Genomic DNA, 15,767 nt, shown 5'->3' on the forward strand with positions numbered 1-15,767 from the left:
TATGCCGGCAGGTATTTACAAACTCACCACCTACATTGCTCAAATGATTAAAATATTAAACAATAAACCTATTCTTAAAGCTTCTTTCGCGGTAGGTTTAATTACCTTATCAACAAGGCTTTTGGGATATATTGAAAAGGTAATTTTAGCTTTTTATTTTGGCACTGGTTACCAGGTTGATGTTTATACCATAATTATTTCCATTGTAACTGCAGTATTCATTTTTATAAGGGAAGTAATAGAGCCCGGCTTTTTGAATGTATTCCTAAAGAGGTTAAATGATAAAGATGGTAAAAGTGCCTGGGCCCTCTTTAATAAGATTGCGCGGCTTATAATTTTTTCAACCATTTTCATTTCAATAATAGCCTTTGTTTTTCCGCATATAGTTATTGATCTGTTTGCTCCCGGATTTAAAGGTGAAAAAAGGGAAATGACTGTTAAGATAATTCAATCGGCATTTCCCGCAACTGTCTTTTTATCTTTATCTGCCCTGACCAATATTACATTAAACGGGCTGAAAAGATTTGGATTACCTGCTTTGGGTGACTTTGCCTTCAAGGCTGTTATTTTGTTGTGCCTTCTGATTTTATTTAAATATACAGGAATATACTCAATCATCTACGGCTTGATCTTAGGGGCATTCATCAAGATACTTATCCACTCCGCCGGTCTATACAGGAATTATTCATTAAAAAAGATAAACCTGGATTCTGGCTACGCCCTGGATACCTGGAATCTTACATGGCCGCTTCTTATAGGCGTTACCTTTTCGCAAATCAGCGGTTTAGTGGATAATATTTTTGCATCCTATATGCAGGAAGGTGCGCTATCTGCTTTAAGTTATTCAAAAAAGATTATTGACCTGCCTGTATTATTATTTCCATACATTTTAAGCACGGTTGTGTTTCCTTATTTCTCGGAGTTAGCTATCGCAAAGGAAAAGGGGAAATTATCTGTATTATTTTTAAAATCAATTTATTGTATTGTGATTGTGTTTTTGCCACTCTCAGTTTTTTTCTACATGTTTTCTTATGAAATCATAGAAATAATTTTTAAAAGAGGGGCTTTTAACGAATTTTCAACGATGCTGACTGCTAAACCATTCGCTGTTTATTCATTAGGCATGACTTTTTTTGCGCTGGAAACGGTCTTAGTCATCTTTTATTATTCTAATTCAAACACTAAAACCCCAATTTTTATTGGAGTTTTGTGTGTAATTGAAAATATTATACTAACGTATTTCTTAATAGATAAATTAGGTTATCTGGGTATCGCATTAGCTCTTGTAATTTCAAAAGTGACAAAAATAGTGATTCTCTCGCTGCTTGTAAGAAAGAGTTTAATTGCCGATTATCATGACGTAATGGTTTTTATATTCAAAGTTATTTTTTCGACTGTAGTATTTGGAGTAGTTATCTCTTTATCGAAACATTTTCTTGAGGCACCTGCATTTACATTAAGTAAGAAGATCACCTCGGTGGCAGTAGCGTTTTTAATTGGTACAATATCGTATATGCTACTTTTATTTCTATTGAGACTAAAAATTGCAAAGTCTCCTAAATCTTAATACCCGGAATGTACTTGACGGCTACCTGAAGACAACCAAACGAGTGAAAGCTATTTTAGATAGTTTTGGGGATGATCGTGGAATGGGCCTACCGGGCTGCGGTTTAAAAATATGGGCATCCCTAACGGCCGGGCTTTTCACCGTATCTTCTGCGAAGTATGCCGCTGCAATCCCTGAGGCACTGAAATGAAAACGCCACAACGCTCCGGTTATGTAATCCGATAAAGGACTTGCCAGGTAAATTACTGCTGTTGCCACCTCTTCTGATCAAAAATATGGAAGACTATTTTGAAAAATCACCATGCTTTATTTTTGTTGAATTATAACATCTTTTTATCTTTTATGAGATTGTATTCACTGCCCGTTAACAAATCAAGAGAGATATGATCAAGCGTGGGTGGATAGAACCACCGGGGCGTTTGAATGGACATCGACTCGCGGGTGCCATAATGGCCGCCCGGCAAAAGGAGCATCATCAGAATTGATTGTTGAACCAAGCAGCGGTAAATTAGCCCTTAAGCTCGTTTTACTGACCGATAATTACTCAGATTCGCTTTCGGAGAGGAGCGGAAAAGTCTCACAGCAATGTGGGGCTTTTGGGTGTCGGAAATTTTAGAACGGTTTGGGGATTAATGCATCCCGACGGTGTCGGGAGGGTTGCTGGTTCAAGCCCATTCTCAGGAGTATAAAAACCTCACCGTAATGTGTGCTTTTATTATGTTATGAAATTTCGAATAATGATCGTTAAAAGGACTTCGCCCATCCATGAATCTTAATATTTACTGATTAGTTCAGCATTTATTGCCTGTTCTGTTTCGCCGAAATTTGCAGTTAACGGTTCGAAATTATTCCGCCTGCTGGGCGGAATAATTTTTCCTTGCTTGTGGCTCAAAATTAAAAGCACAATGGTTGCTACAGAACAAAACAAGGTTGCTTGAAAATGTAAAAGATTCGATATCGCTGTCGCGGGATATTGAATACCTGAAAAACTATATCCTGTTGCAAAAGTTGCGCAGCGCTACATCGCCTTCCATCACTATAGAGACAGATATTGAGGAATACCAAGGGCCATTGAACATTACACCAATGTTGCTGATCCCTTTTGTGGAAAACGCATTTAAGCATGGTATCAGTTTGCAAAACCCATCACATATCGAGGCCGCGCTGCAAATTGAGGGCGACACCCTTTATTTTGATCTACATAACAGTGTTCACAGCCGACAGGATAACGACCCGGAAAAGGAGCGGGGTAGCATGGGGCTTGAAAACGTAAAACAAAGGCTAAATTTGCAATATCCCAACCGGCACGAACTGATGATCCGAGAAAATGCCCGGGAGTTTTTTGTTCACCTCACCATGCAATTGGCCGTTAATCATTAATTTAAAAGTATGATAGCCATCGCCATTGATGATGAACCCATAGCCCTCGATGTTGTAAGGGCGCATGCCACTATGGTGCCCTTTATTGAGTTAAGAGACGTGTTCACCAACGCCTTTGAAGCACTAAGCTATCTGCAGAAAAATAAAGTCGACCTTATTTTTCTGGATATAAAATGCCCGACATCAGCCGCCTCGACAAAGATCATTCTCCTGCTTACCTGATCCTGGAAAAGCACTTGCAGTCATTGACTGACATAAAATATATTTATAATCAGGCTGATATCCTGCAAAAACGCGAATTTATAGACCTGGGGTTCGATAGCAACTTATACTATGAAAATGGGGTCTATCGAACCCCTTCCATGTTAGAAATATTTTCACATAATCACTTGAAAATGAGAGAGAAAGAATTGTTAATTTATGAAAAAAAAGGGATTTTCCTGAGAAAATCCCTTCGGGTGGAGCCGGAGGGATTTGTGTTTCTCTCTCATTGCTCTGATATTCAATATTTTATGCGGGTTTAAATTCTTACTCACCGAATTACTCACCACTTTTATTTACAGATTAATTGCAAATCTTATTAGATAAAAATACATAATATAATTTTATCAATCAAATTTTATATCTATCTCACTAAAAGGCAATCGGCCATATAAGGTGTTACTACCCAATCCAGTGAAGTTAAACTTTTGGTCTTTATAAAAATTGGGGTCTATGTAAAACAACCATCTAACCGATATTGCTGGCGATAGTAGGATATATAATCAAACAGTGTGGTTGTGTTATTTGTAGTAGTGTTGCGTAGGAGTCGGCAGCCCTCCCGCATGCAACATTAAATCAGGAAAGCCATGAATAGATCAGCCAATATCCTGTTATCAGCTACCGCCGGGACAACAATGATGACCTTGTTTAGCTACCTCGTGTCACTGGCAGCAGATAAAAATTTTAGTGAACCGGAACACCTGGGCACCCTAATCCATCGGTTGGCGCCAGGCACTTCTAAAAAGCAGGGCCAGGCGATTGACTGGGGTGCACATTACGCGGTCGGGCTGCTATTCGTTCTGGCTTATCAAGAACTTTGGCGTACAGGAAAGATCAAAAAAAGCATTCGGAACGGTCTTGTTTTAGGTGCATTGAGCGGCGCCTTGGCGGTCTTGGTCTGGAAGGCAACATTAAAAATGCACCCTGCCCCCCCTGGATAGATTTTACCAATTATTATATCCAGTTGGTACCGGCGCATATCGTTTTTGCGGTTTGCGCAACCTTAACTTCACGCTTGCTCGACGAGCGCGTTTAGCGTGGCCAGGTTTTGCACCGCATCGCCCATGGTGTTGTTAAAATAGGCATAGACCGTTTTACCTTCTTCCCGCCATTCACGAATGTAGGTACTATACTCCTGCAAAACCTCGGCGGAATAGCTGCCACTATATTTTCCACCAGGACCGTGAAAGCGAAGATATACCGTATTGCCGGCTGCATAATAGAATGGTGTGGCTGAGGATGGAATGTCCTGTATGACAATGGTCAGCAGGTTTTCTTCAGCAAATTGTTGGATATGTTCCGTATACCATGATGGATGACGGAATTCCAGTGCTGGCTGCCAGATCTGATCAGGATCGGCTTCACGGATTCGGCCAATTAATTCTTGCAGCTGAGGTAGTAAATTTATTCTGACTCCTGGTGGAAACTGAATCAGGAAACATCCTTTACAATTTCCCGCGGCGTTGATCGCCTGTATAAAACGGTCTAGATCTGCTGGGTTGTACAACAATTCTTTTTCATGAGTGATACCTTGCCAGAGTTTGAAAGTGAACCGGAAATTATCGGGCACGGATTCCGCCCACTTTGCGATGATTTTACTTTGTGGTATCTTATAAAAAGACGAATTGATCTCGATACTGTTAAAAAGAGAGCCATAATAAGCAATCCTGCTTTTGTCCTTGAATTGAACCGGATAATACGTTTTATTTGGAACAGGCAATACCAGCCCGCTGGTACCAGCGAAATAATTATCCATTGACCACTTCACCACCATTCACGTGAATAACCTGTCCGGTGATATATGAAGCATCGTCAGAAGCAAGAAATACATAAGCAGGAGCAAGCTCTGAAGGCTGACCAGCCCTCTTCATTGCCGTTTCTGAACCAAATTTTTTGATCTTTTCCTCATCAAACGTAGCAACAATAAGCGGTGTCCAGACCGGGCCGGGCGCCACGGCATTAACCCGGATCTTTTTCTCCACAATATTGGTGGCTAATGAACGGGTGAAGGAAGTAATAGCTCCTTTAGTGGAGGAATAATCGACGAGGCTCGGTGAAGAGCGATAAGCGGTCACCGAAGTGGTATTGATGATGCTGTCGCCGGCTTTCATATACTCCAAAGCCTCGTTGGCAAAATGGAAATAAGCAAAAATATTGGTACTGAAGGTATCTTCCAATTGTTTTTCATCAATCGCCTTGGGATCTTTTTGCAGAATCTGCATCCCGGCGTTATTGACCAGGACGTTCAGCCCGCCCAGCTTTTTAACCGTTTGCTGCACCGCCTTTTTGCAAAAGCCGCTCTTTTTAACATCACCTTTAATCAGCAGGCATTGCCGGCCTTCGGCTTCCACCAATGCCTTTGTTTTTTCTGCATCTATATCCTCACCAAGGTAAACGATAGCGATATCTGCACCCTCGCGAGCAAAATGAACGCAGACAGCGCGACCAATACCACTGTCGCCACCGGTGATCAGTGCGATTTTGCCCTTCAATTTTCCAGAGCCCTGGTAACTGGGCTTGATATATTCCGGTGCCGGATCCATTTTGGCTTCAATGCCGGGCTGCCTGTTTTGTTTTTTCGGTGTCTTGCTCATATCGCTTTGTGATATAACCTTTCGGCCAACATATAGTTTTACTGATAATTGAAACAGTGCCGGGGCTTTACTGTTGAAAGAACATGAAAGACATCGCCCGACGCTTCCCTGAAAACCCACTATTGCTACCTAAGGATCTGAAGCCAAGCGGAGCAGGTCTGCAAGTCATCAGTTTACTTAATCCGGGTGTATTCCGTTTTGACGGTAAAATCTGGTTGTTGGTGCGGGTGGCTGAAGGCGTATCGCAAAAGGAAGGCGTGCTCTTTTTCCCTGCATTGAATGCAACGGGCAATATGGAGATCATCGAGGTGCCATTAAATGATCCTGACCTCATTGCTACCGATGCACGGGTGATCAACTACAAAGGGCTTGATTATCTAACCACGATATCACACCTTCGTCTGTTAGCCAGTGTCGACGGAGTACATTTTTCGGAACAGGATGGGTATTTATCGCTATTCGGCCAAGGTTACCTGGAGCGTTTCGGTATAGAGGATTGTCGGGTGAGCCAAATAGAGGACACTTATTACCTCACCTACACTGCCGTATCTGACAGCGGTGTTGGCGTGGGCTTAAAAACCACCAAAGACTGGCAGCATTTTGAATCCGGGGGGATGATCCTGCCGCCGCATAATAAAGATTGTGCGATGTTTGAAGAAAAGATCGGCGGAAAATATTATTGTCTGCACCGGCCTAGCAGCAAGGAAATAGGTGGTAATTATATCTGGCTAGCAGAGTCTTCTGATGGCAGGCAATGGGGTAACCAGGTGCTTTTTTGATGGATATTAACGATCCGTCCAAAGTGATCTCGCGAACAATCGAACCGATCATGGTGCCGACGGAAACCTATGAATTAAGTGGCTTTTTTGGATATGTGGTATTTACAAATGGCCACGTGCTGGATGGTGATAGCCTGACCATTTATTATGGCGCGGCGGATGAATTTGTCTGCGGAGCGCATTTTTCCATCGATGAAATTTTAAGTAAACTGAGCTAAAGAAAGTTTCCTATAGCTAAATAACAGATCTGTGTAGAAGGGTTATTAAAAAAACAGCCCGCTTAAGCGGGCTGTTGGATCGGCTCATAAAAAGCCCCTGCGGGCTTTTACAAAATTAAAAACAAAAAGTGATTCTCCAATTTAGTGGTGAACTGAAAACAAATGAAACATTTGTGATAATTGTCAGTTGTTTTAACAACACTTCTATACTTACTCACTGGTGACCGGCAGTGTGTAAGCGTTTGCGGGCCGCCTGGCCGTTCAATCACCCGGCCATAATAGCGCAAAAAATGAAGTTGCAGCTGACCTCTGAACTATTGGACTTTTTGACCGGTCAAGGTTACCGGCATTGTTTTTCACGGACAACATTAAGTGGTTCCGACAACGATATGGTTACGATCACATTGACCCCGGCATTTTCCCGCCCCAAAACCCGTCACCTTCCAAAAGCATATGATACGCATTTTTGTCTCAATCAAGAACCCCGGCAAATGGCAACTGGATTGACAGGGATATTGGTGTTGGTTGACATAAAAGAGGAAGTATTAGTGGCTTATTTCAAGTGTCTGATATCACCGAACGCCGGAAATACTCCAGTAATGAGGTCAAAACGCCATTTAATGTACATTCAAAAATAAATATAAAGCCCGGCTCACTATGTAAACCGGACTCTATAATTACACTGCTGGAGTGTCTTTTCTCAGGATACCCAATACAAAGGCAATCACGGCGATCACCAATAAAACATGTATCAGGCTGCCTGCTGCGTAAGCAAAAGTTCCGATAGCCCATCCTATGATCAGGATAACCGCTATGATATACAAAATTGATCTCATGGTTGTATGTTTTTATAGATAATTAGTTCTTACCTGGTTCGGTACTGGCGTCGTAATTGGTGTGACTTTCGGCGATCTCCGTTAATTTCGCGTCGGCCGCTTTTTCTTCGTCCAGTGTCAGTACAAGCAGTTCGGCAACTTCATAGTAACCCAATGTTTTGGCTAAGGAGATCATGCCGCCGTAGGAGGCGATCTCGTAATGCTCGGCCTTTTGCCCGGCAAAGATCAGGCCCACATCGCGTTGTGCGGTGCCTTCCTCAGTCGCGCTGATAATATCATCACCCTCATCGACGATCCCAGCCATAGCTTCACATTTACGACTTTCAGGTTCCAGACCCAGGATACCAAAGACTTGTTCCAGCCGGGACACGTGGCCTTCCGTTTCTGTCAGGTGCTCCTCAAAAGCATTCTTTAGTTCATTTGAAGTAGCTGCCTCCGCCAAATCAGGCAAAGTATCCACCAGTTCACGTTCGGCCCACAGCAGGTCTTTAAGTTCATTGATAAAGAATTCCGACAATTTAGAATTACCTGCATTCGCGTCCTGACTTTCGTCCCAGGCGTCCTCCTGCTCCAAACTTTCCGGCTCAGGAACATAGGCTCTCGGGGCTTGATATTCACCGGCCGCTGCTTCGTAGGATGGTTGTTCTGTAAACTGTTCCTGGTGAGCTGGTTCTCCGGATGTTAGATGACTTCCATTGTTTTCCTGTGTTTCTTCTGCAGATTTTGCCTGGTCGCGCAAAGACTTAATCAGGTCATGACCTTCCCTGATTCCTTGTTGGTGTATTTCTATGAGCTGGGTCAACTCTGGCGTTAATTCACTCTTGGGTGCAAGCGCGTCAAGGTAGGCAGCTTTGGCTGCATCTTCACCCCGTTCGCATTCGTTGAGGATGGCGAGCAGGTCATGGCCGGTAAATGTAGCTTTAATATCGATCCAGGCACGGTGAAGATCACCTGAGGTACTGGTGCCCTCAGCGGCTTCCCCTCCGTACTGCCTGGCAATATCTGTGAGTTCCACAACATATTGCCGGCTTTCATCAGCTAGTTTATTAAAGACTGTGATCAGTCCGTTATCAGCGTTTTCGAGATCGATGCCTGCTTTTTGAAAACCGGCTACGCGGTCATTATTGATCTTGATCAGATCATTGATTACATCAAGTGATTTTTCTGAAATTTCCATAGGTGTTTTTATTTCTAATTAGTTTTTATTTTTTTTATCCTGCGCTGCTATCGTCTTCTACTTTGTCCGAAGGAAATGTACTGATGGAACCATTATCCAGCTTGATCACTACCTTATCCCCGATAAGTTCGACCACCTCGCCCGGTCCATCGGGCGTTTTGACGCGTTGCCCTTTTGGCAAAAAAATACTATCCATTGGCTTATTGATTTTTGAACATGGCCTGAAAGGTATATGATTGCTTCATTTTTTCCATCGCGGTTCGGATTATACCCGGGCGGCTTCGTAGGTGCTCCATTGCGCAACACCTTTTGGCTCCGCGTTTTTCACTTCGGCGCTTTTAACAGCACTCATCTCTTTATCAAGTTTCTCCGCTGCTTTCAGTTCCGTGGTATAATCATCTGGCAATTTGGTTTGACCATCGGTTTCCTGCACATAATCCAAGGGATTTTCGATGTAAATAAATTTTTTACCCATCCCTTTTATTTCGCCTTCATTCCAGGGTCCGCGAACGGTGCCTTCAGAAAAATTATAAGCTTGTTGCAGATATCTCGGATCAGCAGCCAGCACAGCAGGTGGGAAATTAGGTTGTATACTGTCCAGAGCCGCCTCAAACATTTTATAGTGCGTTACTTCGCGGGTCATCAGGAAAGACAATGTTTGGTGGATATATGGATCGTCGGTAAATTTCATCAAGTGTTCGTAAACCAGTTTGGCTCTTGACTCCGATGCGAGGTTGCTGCGCAGGTCGACGGTTAGGTCACCATTGGAGTGGATATAGGACGCACACCATGGAATACCCTGGCTGTTGCGCGGGGTTACACCACCACCGGTAATCATAACAAACTGCGGGTTGGCTGTCAGCGCCTCGTGGATAATGTTTTCTTTAGCTGCTTTTCCGTTCATCACCTGCATGATCTCAGACTGGTCTGCGGCGTCCTTTAACTCTCCATTGACTCCTTTTAATAACATCTGTATAGTTGCACCAACGATCTCCAGGTGACTGAATTCCTCCGTGGCGATATCCATCAGCATATCGTATTTATCGGGGTGTGGCACTTTGGCACCGAATGCCTGGGTAAAGTATTGCATGGCCGCGGCCAGCTCACCATTTTCGCCGCCGAATTGCTCCAACAATAAGTTGGCAAAACGCGGATCAGGACGGGATACCCTGGCATTGAATTGTAAAGACTTGACGTGGTGAAACATAATAGTAGATTTTAATGGTGAACTATTACGCTTACAATTTTAGATCCAAAACTATAGTTTTAATTAAATATTTTTTTAAATATGAAAATTAAAACAATTGATATTTAATTCGGTTTAAGTACATACATTTTTATTGTTGCGCTATTCGCGGCGTGCACGGATTAATAAAGCATTATTAAACGATCAATTTTACTATGAATGCAGTATCTCCCTGGCTCTTATCCATTAACGCCCAATTGAACAATTCTGATCTGGAGGCCGTCTATGATCAGGAAGTGTTGGGTTATACCTTTAAAGTTTATTTGATTGGTGATTCCTGCTGGCTCGTTGTAGCATGGCCAAAGGGTAGCCGTATCGCTTTCCGCCTGGCTTATTCGCCCAATGATAAACTGCAGCTTAAGAAAGTCTCTGGAAAAGATAAAAAAATCACTTTCCATATTTCGTCCTTAATAGGCGACTATCAATCTGACCTGGAATTACCCGTCGGGGATCATCCAGTGTTCCGGCTGACAACTACACTTAAAACTTCTGCCCCGCTGTTATTTCCTTATTGGCCCCGTGATATTGCCCCGCTGGGAGCAGCCGGCAGCGACTTTTTAGCCAAAGGCGAGATTAGGATCAGCCAGGTTGGTAACCGGTCAGGCCTGCTTTATTTTAACTTAAGCCAGCCTAAAGCAGGCTCGGTATTGTATCTGCAAAACCTGACGGCGCTGGCAGATTATAACCAACAAACAGAAACCTCGGCCGGAGATACAGTAGGCGGCGAATGGCCGGAAATTGGCTTTGCGCTGCCGCCAACGTTAAAGAATAAAGCGCTTGAAGCAGATAAAAATTACACCCTAAGCGATGCTTATATCGCTTTGTCAGATGAGGTACCAGCCAACGAACCAGCTATGGTGAAGCAGTATTTAAATCTGCTGGCAGCTATTTATTTACAACTGTCCAAACCGGCAACTGCTTATAAACATTGGCCGGATATCTTGCAAAAAGGATTGACAGACCTGACCGAAAGTCCCGGCTGTTGGAACCAGGTAGATGGAAATCATTATTTGAATGCCTATGTCTGCGATTATGCGACACCGCCAGAGATCATGGTACAATTAGCGGTGCTATTGCCTTTGCTCGATTATGTGGAGTGGAACGATTCGCAATTAGCCATCATGAAAAAGATCAAGGATGGCCTGCCCGCGTTTTATGATCAGAAACTCGGAACCATTATGCGCTGGCATCCGAAAATGGCAGATACTATGGATGGTGAGGAAGAACATAAAAAGCCCCTGGTTATGGATTCCTGGTACCTGAACCACCCCCTGCTTAACCTGTCAAGGCTGGCGCTTAAGGGTGATCAGGTGGCAAAAAAGCTATTCCTGGATTCCCTGGACTATGCCATTAAAGTGGCCCGTCATTTTAATTATACGTGGCCGGTGTTTTATAAAATGGATACGCTGGAAGTGATCAAGGCCGAAACCCAGCCTGGCAAAGGTGGTGAAAAAGACGTACCCGGGCTATATGCACACGTCATGCTGCAGGCCTGGGAGTTGACCGGCGAAAAACGTTACCTGGCAGAAGCGGAAAAAGCCGCATTAAAACTAAGAGGTCTGGGATTTGAATTATTTTACCAGGCCAATAATACCGCGTTCTCAGCAGGTGCTTTATTGCGGCTTTATAAAGTAACCCAAAAAGAGGTTTATAAAGAATTAAGTTATTTGTGTCTGGCGAACCTGTTTAAAAATGTTCAACTGTGGGACTGTAACTATGGATACGGGCGAAATTTCCCGTCGTTCTTCGCGCTTTTTCCGCTGAACGATGCACCTTATACGGCAGTTTACGAAGAGCAGGAAGTTTTCTGCGCTTTTCATGATTACCTGAAACACGCCGAAGGGCAGGATATCCTGCCGGCTGCACGGCTATTATTAGCCGAATACATCCGGTTTGTAGTTGAGCGGGCAGTGTATTATTATCCGCCGATGCTGCCGAAGGACATGTTGTCAGAAGAAGTAAAGACTGGTGAAGTAGATCCAAGCCTGTGGATAGCCTTGGAGGATATGCATGACGGCTGGGAAAAATCAGGTGAGGTTGGCCAGGAAGTTTACGGGGCAGGCAATGCTTTTGGCATTCTGCCGCGCCACTATATGCAGGTAGAAGGCCAATCATTTATGATCTATACGGATTATCCAACCTATGGCTTTTCACCTAAAAAACATCGACCTGCAAATTTTAAACTCGCTGGTGACGGCAGGTTGAGCAGCCGTGTGATGCTGGTTAAAACAGACAAAGATAAAATGCCGGAATTCTCTGTTACGCTTAAGGGTAGCAAAGAAACGATCAAAGGAAAGAAAACCAGGGAGGGACACCTGGAATTTACCGTTGCCGGTGACAGCGAAATTCATATCAACTGGAAATGAGACTATGAAAAAGAAAATAAATTTATTTGAGCGATTTTCCAACTGGGCAACCACAGCCACCGGTAGTTCCGCAGCTTTTATTATCGCAGCGGCGACCGTCATTGTATGGGCCATCAGCGGGCCTTTGTTCCATTATTCTGAGACCTGGCAGTTGGTCATCAATACAGGTACTACCATTATTACCTTTTTGATGGTTTTCCTGATCCAGAAATCACAAAATAAAGATTCTAAAGCTGTTCACCTTAAATTGAATGAACTGCTGGCCTCGCATGAAGGAACCAGTAACCGCATTGTCGATATCGAAAACCTGACTGAAAAAGAGCTGGATGAACTCCATCGGTTCTATGCGAAATTATCGGCGCTGGCAGAAAAAGAACATGATATCACCAGCACGCATTCCATAGATGCAGCCGAAGAAAATCAACGGAGAAAATCTACCAGTCGAAATCCTAAATCACAATAACATAAAATAATCACATTCAGTAATTACCGGAACAGCTATTGCACTATATCAAGCGATTGATAAAAACAGTTAAAAACAATCACTAATCATTAAAATCTACCATTATGACTACAAAAACAAACAAGAACACAACCGCTTCAGTAGCGGTCCGTTCACCCAAAGCCGAAAGTGCTTTAAAAGAATTATTTATCGATGAGGTTAAAGACATTTATTGGGCCGAAAAGCATTTGGCCTCCGCGTTGCCAAAGCTGATCAAGGGCGCTACTTCAGCAGATCTGAAACAAACGATCACGACACACCTGGAAGAAACTAAAAACCAGATCACTCGTTTGGAAAGCGTATTCGCTTCTATCGGAGAAAAGGCCGTGGCCAAGAAATGCCTGGCTATGGAAGGTTTATTGAAGGAAGCAACTGAGCTGTTAGCGGATACCGATAAAGGAACCGAAGTACGGGATGTAGCGATCATTTCCGCCGCTCAAAAAGTGGAACATTACGAGATCGCTTCCTATGGCACATTACGCACCCTTGCAGGTACATTAGGTTACGGCGAAGCGCAAGGTCTGTTGGATGAAACTCTGGCAGAAGAAAAGAATGCAGATTCCTTGTTAACACAGGTAGCCGAAAACTACGTAAATGAAGCTGCTGCGGCAGAAGTAGAATAAGTAGGCTCTTATAAAATGATTTCATTATAAAGGGGCGCTATAGGCTCCCCTTTACTTAAATTTTAGATAACTCAATAATGCTGTGCGATATATGGACCTATTGTAAAAAGGAATAATATACAATTTATTGGCAAAGTGGCAGTGAAAAGGAAAAGGTAGAACCTACACCTCTTTCACTCGTGGCCCAGATTTTACCATCATGCCGCTGGATGATCTCGGAGCTCAAATAGAGCCCAACTCCAAAACCGGCGATATTTTTAGTTTGCTCATTAGTTGCGCGATAATAACGATCGAAAATGCGAGACAGGTCATATGGGCTAATCCCTGTTCCTTCATCTTCCACACTAAGTATCGCCTGCCCATTCTCCGCGGTGCAGGTAACGGTGATATGTGTTCCCTTCGCCGAATATTTAACTGCATTTGATAACAGGTTAGAAATTACTGAACCGATTTTCTGACGATCGGCCAAAACGTTCACCGCTAAATGGCAGTTGAGGATAAGCATATGATCGGCAGCTGTCAGGCGGATCTCTTCTGCTTCTTCGGCGGCCAGCTCGCTCAGATCAAAGGGCTCTGGCATAATCTCCAGTTTACCAGACTCCAGGCGGGAAACATTCAGAAAACCGTTGATCAGGCTACTCATTCTTTTAATCTGTTGAGTCGCTTTGGCTAACGCATGAGGTAAAAATGGGTCAGCGTTATCCTTAACCTTGTGTTGAAGTATTTGCATCAGTGCCGATAGCGAAGTAAGAGGTGTTTTGAGCTCATGACTTGCCATGCCGATAAAATCGCTTTTGCGCTGTTCATCGCGCTTTTGCTCGGAGATATCACGAGCTATCTTGGAGACGCCAATAACCCGACCCTCTTTATCCCGGATCGGAGAAATAGTCAAAGATACAGGAATTAGTCTACCGTCTGCTGTTTGACGGATGGTTTCATAATGATCGATCTTTTCGCCTTTACGCAGGCGGCTGAGAATCTCAGGTTCCTCATGCTTAAGGTCTTCTGGAATCAGCCTTAAGATGGGCTGCCCTATAATGTCCGATTCCTTATAGCCAAAAATTCGTTCGGCACCACGATTCCAACTGGTGATGATACCGTCTAAGTTCTTACCGATGATGGCATCGTCGGAAGATTCCACGATAGCCGCCAGCTTGGCGCTGTGTTCATCGGCGTTTTGCAGCTGCTCGACCATTTGCCGAGACCGGAATTCACTTTGAGCCAGTTCTTCATTAGTTGCAATCAATTCTTCGTTAGCAGAAGCCATTTCTTCGTTTACAACGGTCAGCTCTTCATTTAAGGATTGCAATTCCTGTTCAAACGTTTTTCGTTCTGTAACATCCCGGGTAGTGCCCGCGACAGCTTCTACCTCACCATTTTTATCGAGTACCGGCGTTAAAATATAATCATAAACCCGGCGGCCTAAAACAGCGTGCGGGAAGGATACCTCTCCGCGGACTGGTTTTTTCATGGCGCGGACCTGGTCTATCTCCCGTTCATGCATTTGAGCGTGCCATTCTTCATAGCCATTCTCGCGTAAACCTTTGCCAACGGCTGTATCCCACGTCTTGCCCCACATGGTGAGTAGGGCCTGGTTTACGTACGTAAAGCGATAATCCAGACTGAAGACATAGATCAGGTCGGGTGTACTGCTATTAATAGTTTCATATAATCGCTTTTGCTGTTCGGCCTGCTCCTTACTTTCCCGCAACGGTGTAATATCGGTGGCCGCGCCGAACCATTCAATAATTTCATTCTTTTCGTTTAGAATAGGTACAGCTCGTGAAAGCGCCCAGCCAGGGGTGCCATCCGAACGGATGACGCGATGTTCAAGCCGGAACATCTGCTTGTTGGCAACGGCTTCAGCGATAGCCGTTTTAACGGCCTCCTGATCTTCCTGTAAAATATATTTCCGTAGCCAGTCTGTGTTTGGCTCCAAATTGTCAGATAAAAAACCGCGGCCGTCCAGTTGTTGCATTACAGTCCAGTCAGCGTTCATCGCGTAGACAATGTCAGCAGTAGCCATGATCAGCGCGCGAAAACGCCCTTCACGTTCGGCTATAACCTGAGTTGTTGAATCGGCTTGATGTGTTGATGTCGTCATGAATTGATAAGAACTAGCCTCTGTTAGTCGGGAGCAAAAACACGACAGCACGCGTGGCTATACTTACTATGGCCTCGGTTACGATCAAAGTAGCGTGATTATCTTTTTTGAATG

At 43.8% G+C, this 15,767-nt stretch carries 15 protein-coding genes and 1 pseudogene; 9 read left to right on the forward strand and 7 right to left on the reverse strand.

Annotated elements, in window-relative coordinates:
* Position 1 precedes the first annotated feature (1 nt).
* From murJ to MusilaSJ_RS01785, 4 genes are all read left to right on the forward strand, one after another.
* Positions 2 to 1,567 carry a murein biosynthesis integral membrane protein MurJ gene (murJ, locus tag MusilaSJ_RS01770; RefSeq protein WP_274988361.1) on the forward strand — a complete coding sequence of 522 codons (1,566 nt, stop codon included), beginning with the start codon at positions 2 to 4 and terminating at the stop codon, positions 1,565 to 1,567.
* A 909-nt stretch (positions 1,568 to 2,476) separates the two neighbouring features.
* Entirely contained in the window at positions 2,477 to 2,947 is a 471-nt protein-coding gene (locus tag MusilaSJ_RS01775; RefSeq protein ID WP_274988362.1) for a LytS family sensor histidine kinase, read from the forward strand.
* A 9-nt stretch (positions 2,948 to 2,956) separates the two neighbouring features.
* Positions 2,957 to 3,169, forward strand: coding sequence for a response regulator (locus MusilaSJ_RS01780; RefSeq protein ID WP_274988363.1), 213 nt, complete (start codon positions 2,957 to 2,959; stop codon positions 3,167 to 3,169).
* A gap of 626 nt (positions 3,170 to 3,795) precedes the next feature.
* A complete protein-coding gene (locus MusilaSJ_RS01785) occupies positions 3,796 to 4,149 on the forward strand; it encodes a hypothetical protein (protein ID WP_274988364.1) in 354 nt (117 codons plus the stop codon).
* A gap of 68 nt (positions 4,150 to 4,217) precedes the next feature.
* Here MusilaSJ_RS01785 and MusilaSJ_RS01790 read toward each other — a convergent pair whose 3' ends face one another.
* Together MusilaSJ_RS01790 and MusilaSJ_RS01795 are read right to left on the reverse strand one after the other, a co-directional pair.
* Positions 4,218 to 4,964 carry a DUF72 domain-containing protein gene (locus tag MusilaSJ_RS01790; RefSeq protein WP_274988365.1) on the reverse strand — a complete coding sequence of 249 codons (747 nt, stop codon included), beginning with the start codon at positions 4,962 to 4,964 and terminating at the stop codon, positions 4,218 to 4,220.
* A complete protein-coding gene (locus MusilaSJ_RS01795) occupies positions 4,957 to 5,802 on the reverse strand; it encodes an SDR family oxidoreductase (protein ID WP_274988366.1) in 846 nt (281 codons plus the stop codon). Before MusilaSJ_RS01795 ends, MusilaSJ_RS01790 begins: the two co-directional genes overlap by 8 nt.
* A gap of 293 nt (positions 5,803 to 6,095) precedes the next feature.
* Between MusilaSJ_RS01795 and MusilaSJ_RS01800 the strand changes: the two are divergent.
* A pseudogene (locus MusilaSJ_RS01800) lies at positions 6,096 to 6,799 on the forward strand (glycoside hydrolase family 130 protein).
* A 290-nt stretch (positions 6,800 to 7,089) separates the two neighbouring features.
* A complete protein-coding gene (locus tag MusilaSJ_RS01805) occupies positions 7,090 to 7,437 on the forward strand; it encodes a hypothetical protein (protein ID WP_274988367.1) in 348 nt (115 codons plus the stop codon).
* A gap of 39 nt (positions 7,438 to 7,476) precedes the next feature.
* Here the strand turns inward: MusilaSJ_RS01805 and MusilaSJ_RS01810 are convergent, their stop codons facing one another.
* The 4 genes from MusilaSJ_RS01810 to MusilaSJ_RS01825 form a co-directional block, all read right to left on the reverse strand.
* Positions 7,477 to 7,635 carry a lmo0937 family membrane protein gene (locus tag MusilaSJ_RS01810; RefSeq protein WP_172336586.1) on the reverse strand — a complete coding sequence of 53 codons (159 nt, stop codon included), beginning with the start codon at positions 7,633 to 7,635 and terminating at the stop codon, positions 7,477 to 7,479.
* Positions 7,636 to 7,657: 22 nt separating this feature from the next.
* Entirely contained in the window at positions 7,658 to 8,812 is a 1,155-nt protein-coding gene (locus tag MusilaSJ_RS01815) for a DUF892 family protein (protein WP_274988368.1), read from the reverse strand.
* A 34-nt stretch (positions 8,813 to 8,846) separates the two neighbouring features.
* Complete coding sequence (locus MusilaSJ_RS01820) at positions 8,847 to 9,008, reverse strand: hypothetical protein (RefSeq protein WP_274988369.1); 162 nt, start codon at positions 9,006 to 9,008, stop codon at positions 8,847 to 8,849.
* A 69-nt stretch (positions 9,009 to 9,077) separates the two neighbouring features.
* The gene (locus MusilaSJ_RS01825) at positions 9,078 to 10,019 is read right to left on the reverse strand and encodes a manganese catalase family protein (RefSeq protein WP_274988370.1); all 942 of its coding nucleotides are present in this window, start codon (positions 10,017 to 10,019) and stop codon (positions 9,078 to 9,080) included.
* 194 nt (positions 10,020 to 10,213) lie between these two features.
* Between MusilaSJ_RS01825 and MusilaSJ_RS01830 the strand changes: the two genes are divergently transcribed.
* The 3 genes from MusilaSJ_RS01830 (at position 10,214) to MusilaSJ_RS01840 (ending at position 13,549) form a co-directional block, all read left to right on the forward strand.
* Positions 10,214 to 12,424 (forward strand): glycoside hydrolase family 88 protein, encoded by a 2,211-nt coding sequence (locus tag MusilaSJ_RS01830; RefSeq protein ID WP_274988371.1) that lies wholly within the window; start codon positions 10,214 to 10,216, stop codon positions 12,422 to 12,424.
* 4 nt (positions 12,425 to 12,428) lie between these two features.
* Positions 12,429 to 12,887 (forward strand): low affinity iron permease family protein, encoded by a 459-nt coding sequence (locus MusilaSJ_RS01835; RefSeq protein ID WP_274988372.1) that lies wholly within the window; start codon positions 12,429 to 12,431, stop codon positions 12,885 to 12,887.
* 104 nt (positions 12,888 to 12,991) lie between these two features.
* Positions 12,992 to 13,549 (forward strand): YciE/YciF ferroxidase family protein, encoded by a 558-nt coding sequence (locus MusilaSJ_RS01840; protein ID WP_274988373.1) that lies wholly within the window; start codon positions 12,992 to 12,994, stop codon positions 13,547 to 13,549.
* 124 nt (positions 13,550 to 13,673) lie between these two features.
* Here the strand turns inward: MusilaSJ_RS01840 and MusilaSJ_RS01845 are convergent, their stop codons facing one another.
* Complete coding sequence (locus tag MusilaSJ_RS01845) at positions 13,674 to 15,653, reverse strand: PAS domain-containing sensor histidine kinase (RefSeq protein WP_274988374.1); 1,980 nt, start codon at positions 15,651 to 15,653, stop codon at positions 13,674 to 13,676.
* Positions 15,654 to 15,767: the final 114 nt, after the last annotated feature.

It is taken from the genome of Mucilaginibacter sp. SJ (assembly GCF_028993635.1).
In the GTDB taxonomy this organism is placed as follows: Bacteria; Bacteroidota; Bacteroidia; order Sphingobacteriales; family Sphingobacteriaceae; genus Mucilaginibacter.